Annotated in this window: 5 protein-coding genes and 1 rRNA gene; all 6 read left to right on the top strand. The window is 44.7% G+C overall.

The window, feature by feature from the left end; translation table 11 throughout:
• Nucleotides 1-265: 265 nt before the first annotated feature.
• The 6 genes from rrf to AC4PME_RS20455 all read left to right on the top strand — a co-directional run bounded on the left by rrf (nucleotide 266) and on the right by AC4PME_RS20455 (nucleotide 5,028).
• Nucleotides 266-381, top strand: a 5S ribosomal RNA gene (rrf, locus tag AC4PME_RS20480).
• 515 nt (nucleotides 382-896) lie between these two features.
• A complete protein-coding gene (locus AC4PME_RS20475) occupies nucleotides 897-1,493 on the top strand; it encodes a PEP-CTERM sorting domain-containing protein (protein WP_119499896.1) in 597 nt (198 codons plus the stop codon).
• 144 nt (nucleotides 1,494-1,637) lie between these two features.
• Nucleotides 1,638-2,189, top strand: a complete 552-nt coding sequence (gene gmhB / locus AC4PME_RS20470) for a D-glycero-beta-D-manno-heptose 1,7-bisphosphate 7-phosphatase (protein WP_491046913.1) — start codon at nucleotides 1,638-1,640, stop codon at nucleotides 2,187-2,189.
• Between the two features lie 136 nt (nucleotides 2,190-2,325).
• Nucleotides 2,326-3,315, top strand: a complete 990-nt coding sequence (gene murB, locus AC4PME_RS20465) for a UDP-N-acetylmuramate dehydrogenase (RefSeq protein ID WP_491046911.1) — start codon at nucleotides 2,326-2,328, stop codon at nucleotides 3,313-3,315.
• Nucleotides 3,312-4,298 carry a bifunctional biotin--[acetyl-CoA-carboxylase] ligase/biotin operon repressor BirA gene (gene birA / locus AC4PME_RS20460; RefSeq protein ID WP_474845344.1) on the top strand — a complete coding sequence of 329 codons (987 nt, stop codon included), beginning with the start codon at nucleotides 3,312-3,314 and terminating at the stop codon, nucleotides 4,296-4,298. Before murB ends, birA begins: the two co-directional genes overlap by 4 nt.
• Entirely contained in the window at nucleotides 4,288-5,028 is a 741-nt protein-coding gene (locus AC4PME_RS20455; RefSeq protein ID WP_491046910.1) for a type III pantothenate kinase, read from the top strand. The genes birA and AC4PME_RS20455 overlap by 11 nt, the downstream gene beginning before the upstream one ends.
• The last annotated feature ends 152 nt before the right edge of the window (nucleotides 5,029-5,180 follow it).

The raw sequence follows: 5,180 nt of genomic DNA, 5'->3' as shown, positions 1-5,180 counted from the left end.
GCTAACCTGTACTAATTGCCCGTGAGGCTTAACCATACAACGCCTAAGTAGCTTTAGACTTTTTACCTCGCTTCGCGAGAGTCGTGAAAAATGTCTTAAACGGAAGGGAACCTTCCTGAACATTTTTCTACTCGCTAAAGGGGTAGATTGATTAAGCATTAGAGTGTTGAAGTTAATGACTGACTAATTACTTAAGTTAGAGTAGTAAAGTTACTCTGATTGATAAACGTATCAAGCTTTCTGAAATTGTTATAAAAAGTTTATGCCTGACGGCAATAGCGACGTGGTACCACCTGAATCCATTCCGAACTCAGAAGTGAAACGCGTTAGCGGCGATGGTAGTGTGGGGTCTCCCCATGTGAGAGTAGCACACCGTCAGGCTCCCAATTCGAAAAAGCCCGCTCATCTGAGCGGGCTTTTTTCGTTTCTGTTCTCTGCCCGGAATCTCTTCCGAAATTCAACGAATCCTGTTTATCCTTCTTTTTCAATTGGAGAGTTTGGATCAAATCATAACGTTGATTGGACTGAAATCTGCGTTCAACTACAACTTACCCTGTACCTTCCGTCAGGTTACTTTACATATAAGTTGTCTATTATTTATCGTTTCGATGAATAATTAGTACTTTATTATTGGATTTGGCCGCCAGTAGTCTCTTAAAAATAAAATTATTCAGTGTAAAGTATTAGTAAATTCTAATCACTTAAAGTGCAACATTATCTCTTTGTCAAATATGTTTACAATTTAAACAAAGCGACAGCTATCCCCGATTCAACATGCTGAAAAACAAGACTAAAGTTTAAAACCTGATCCTGGCGCGATTTCTGCTATGAGGTCATCAGACGATAAATGGTTTTGGGTCGTCTATAAAACTATTAACCTTCGAAGGGATTACATTATGAATTCATGGATTAAAAAAATCAGTGTTGTTTGTGCTGGTGTTCTTTGTCTGGCAGGCCAGGCAAACGCGCACCTTGTTGCTTTTGGTTGGAAAGATTTGGGTAATGGAACTATCCGTATGTACGGTCAGCATTGGCATGGTAATCAGTCCAGCGCCTATTCTGACAATGGTGGGGTGAGAATCGGTACCTGGGATGCATCTGCATCTACTCAGAATACTGCCAGCTGGCAACTGTTTAACTGGACAGGCGTTATGAATGATGTTGGTGGAGATACTGCTTCTAACGACGCTTTGGTAGCTTCTGGTGTATTAGATGGCTGGGCTGAAGATGTGGGTAACTGGGGTAATACAAACGGTCATAATGATTGGTTCTTTACCGATCCACTCGTACTGGGTAACGGAAACTGGGGTCTGTTCACAGGTACCTCTTGCTGTGTAGATACAATGACTGCTGCTCAGTTGTTTACTATTACCGGTATTTCCAGCGTTCCAATTGGTACAGGTCCGGGTTCTGCTACAAGTGTTCCTGCACCTGCTACATTAGGTATGTTTGCTCTGTCTCTGGTTGCTCTACGTCGCTTTCGTCGTTCGTAAGTAACTTAGTTTAATCACAAACACCATACCTCATTAAAGCCGCACTTTCGTGCGGCTTTTCACATTGCCTTGTTGGCTAATTCTTTTACCTCATTTCCGACTGAGTGATACACTTGCCTCTAAATATTTTCTGACTAGTAAAACATGAAAGCCAAAGCCTTCTTCCTCGACCGTGATGGCGTTATCAATATTGATCACGGCTATATTTCCACGCCGGATTCATTTGATTTTGTTCCGGGAGTTTTCGATGCCTGCCGCACCATCAGAAAAAATGGATATGAAATCATCGTCGTTACAAATCAGTCCGGTATTGCGCGGGGCTATTACGACGAAACAGCGTTTATGTCATTAACTACATGGATGCTGGGTGAATTCGAGAAGGAAAGGGTCAATATTAAAGCCGTAAAATATTGCCCGCACCATAGTAAACATGGGGAAGGGAAATATTTGCTGGATTGCTCATGCAGAAAACCCGAACCGGGTATGCTGCTTGACGCGGCGAAACAATTTGATATATCACTCAGTGAAAGCGTCATGGTAGGGGACAAACTGTCTGATATTGAAGCAGGACGCAGAGCGGGGATTTCTCATTTGTATAAAATAGGCAAGGATGAAGAGAATAAAGAAAATGACTACGTTACCCGCGATAATTTACACGACGTGGTTATCCATTTCTTTAGTCATAGCGATAAATAGGAAATCCAGATAACGATATAAAATAGTCCACCTTTACAAAACCAATAGTCGCTGACCGGCTTTACGCGCTGTGATGCTTTTATTCTCTGGTCAGTTCGCCTACCATTGCGGCAAAGAGAAAAAGTATTATTAGACTGTGCCCACACTAACATCACACCACACTTTCCACCTCCCGGCCAATTGCAAAGCAGTTTGCCATTTTACAACACCGGATGAATTTCTCCTGAACTGGCGGGAGTCTGCCTGTAGCTATCTTCTGGGTGGGGGCAGCAACACGCTGTTTTTATCCGATTTTGACGGCACGGTATTTATCAATGGCATGCGCGGGATAGAGGTCCAAACCACGGAAGATGCTTACAGGCTGCGTGTCGCCGGCGGTGAGAACTGGCATAACCTGGTTACTCACTGTTTAGATAATGGTTGGTACGGTTTAGAAAATCTGGCACTGATCCCGGGGTCTGCAGGTGCAGCTCCAATACAGAACATCGGGGCTTATGGTCTCGAGGTCGGCAGATATATCGAGTCTGTTGAGTATATTGATATCACCACCGGTGAACAGCACACGTTATCCAACGATGAATGTGAATTTGGATATCGCGACAGTGTGTTTAAACGGCGTCTGTCAGGAGACGTGCTGATCACCTACGTTAATTTTCGTCTGCCGGTAGATAACGAGCTGATTGTGTCTTACGGGGAGCTTGCAACACTGAAGGACCCGACACCGGAAAGTATCTACAATAAAGTCATTGAAGTGAGAAAGGCAAAGCTGCCTGATCCTGATCTGTTGGGCAATGCCGGTAGTTTCTTTAAAAACCCCGTCATTACCGCGGCCCGTTACGAAAAAATTAAAGATACATACGGAGAAGTTCCGGGGTTTGCAGCCGGGAGCGGTAAAAAGGTGCCGGCAGCCTGGTTAATCGATCAGTGTGGATTCAAAGGCCGCGAAACGGGTGGTGTGCGATGCCATCCCACGCAACCTTTGGTGCTGACCAATACCGGAAACGCTTCCGGTGAGGACGTGATCAAGATGGCGGGTGATATTATTAATGCCGTAAATGAAAAATTTGATATTCAGCTGGAGCCGGAAGTCAGGCTTGTGGGCAAATCCGGAGTAATTACGCTATGAAGCAGGCCTCGAAAATTATACGACAGCACATTTTGTCTGTACTGGCTGACGGACAATTTCATTCCGGCGAAATCATTGCTCAACAGGTAGGGCTTTCAAGAACCGCTGTGGCAGGGCACATCTCGCAGCTTGCTGACTGGGGCCTGGATGTATTTAAAGTAAAAGGTAAAGGTTACAGATTGAATCAGGGCTTTCCTATGCTCAGCACAGAGCAAATCAAAAAACACCTGGCAAGACCGGGTTTGTCGACCATACAAGTTGAGCCGGTACTGGCGTCCACCAACACAGAAATGAAAAAACGTATTGCAACAGCACGGCACGATTTAGCTGATGGTGACGTAATACTTGCCGAAGTTCAAACAGACGGTAAGGGCCGCCATGGTCGTAAATGGACTGCGCCGGTGGGAGGCAGTCTGACTATGTCTATGTACTGGTCTTTTCCGGATGGCTACCAAAGCATGGCCGGATTGTCTCTTCTCGTTGGGGTGGCCATCTGTGAGGCATTAAGAAAATTCAAAATTGAAGATGCTCAGCTTAAGTGGCCGAATGATATTTACCTGAATGGCCGAAAACTGGCGGGTGTTCTCATTGAGGTTGAGGGCCAGATCGGCGCCACTGCGCACAGTGTCATTGGTATTGGCCTGAACGTGAATGTACCCGATACCCAGTATGATGTTGGGCAACCTCACAGTGATTTAACCGGCTACTTAGGGGAAGTGCCCGACCGTAACAGGCTCGCTGCCGCTGTTATCGAATCACTACGGGAGCTGTTGCCTGAGTTTACTCAGCGGGGCTTCGGCAAGTTTGTACCTTACTGGGAATCTCTGGATTTATTTGCAGACAAGAAAATTGTTTTGCAAATGGGCGATAAGCGTTTCTCTGGTATTGACCGTGGTGTGGATCAGAGCGGGGCGCTGCTGGTAGAAACAGAAGACGGTATTACCCGTTTCCATGGCGGTGAGGTAAGCCTTCGTGGTATCTGATACCGCCGTTCTGTTGGTTGATGCCGGCAACAGCAGAATAAAGTCTGTTGCTCTTGCTGATGTTAAAGATTCAGAGCCTCTTGTTCATACAGATGCAGATGCATTTATTAATTGGCTGCCGGATACACATTTCTCCCATATTTTTTTATCTAATGTGGGTAAAAAAGACATTTCAGAAAAAATTATTCATTTCTGTGACACAGAAAATAGAGTCATTCAGGAAATTTTTACCGAAAAAGAAAATTTTGGGGTACGCAACAGCTATAAAGATGTCACAAAAATGGGGGTCGACCGGTGGCTGGCGATGGTCGCTGCACAGGAAATGACCGGAAAAATGTTTTGTGTGATCGACATGGGTACTGCAATTACCTGTGATTTTGTTGAAGATGGTCAACATTTAGGCGGTTGGATAAGTCCCGGTTTTCATCTTATGCGTGATGCTCTGGTTAAAAATACAGCAAGAGTCACCTCAGACAACTCAATACCGCAAAATTTAGCACCGGGCTCTTCTACTGAAATGTGCGTTGCACAGGGGTGTCATGCAGCACTAAATGGTGTTTATTTAAGCGCGATTGATTATTTGCTAAGCAAACGATCCGATTTTGCTGTAATTATCGGCGGTGGAGATAAAAATATGCTTGCAATAAATCATTCCACTGATACTATCCGTTCCGCGAATTTGGTGGTGCAAGGTCTTGCCCGCTACGCAAGAAGTCAGCTTTTTGCGTAACATTTTTCGTTAGATTTGAAAGAGTAAAACGCTCCGACAAAAAAACGAAAAAAAATAAAAAAGACACTTGCACGGAGTAATAACTTACTCTAGAATGCGCACCCACTTGATGAGGAGCCGACTTAGCTCAGTTGGTAGAGCAACTGACTTGT

It is taken from the genome of Alteromonas sp., from assembly GCF_984505615.1.
This window is presented reverse-complemented; position numbering and strand designations above follow the sequence as displayed.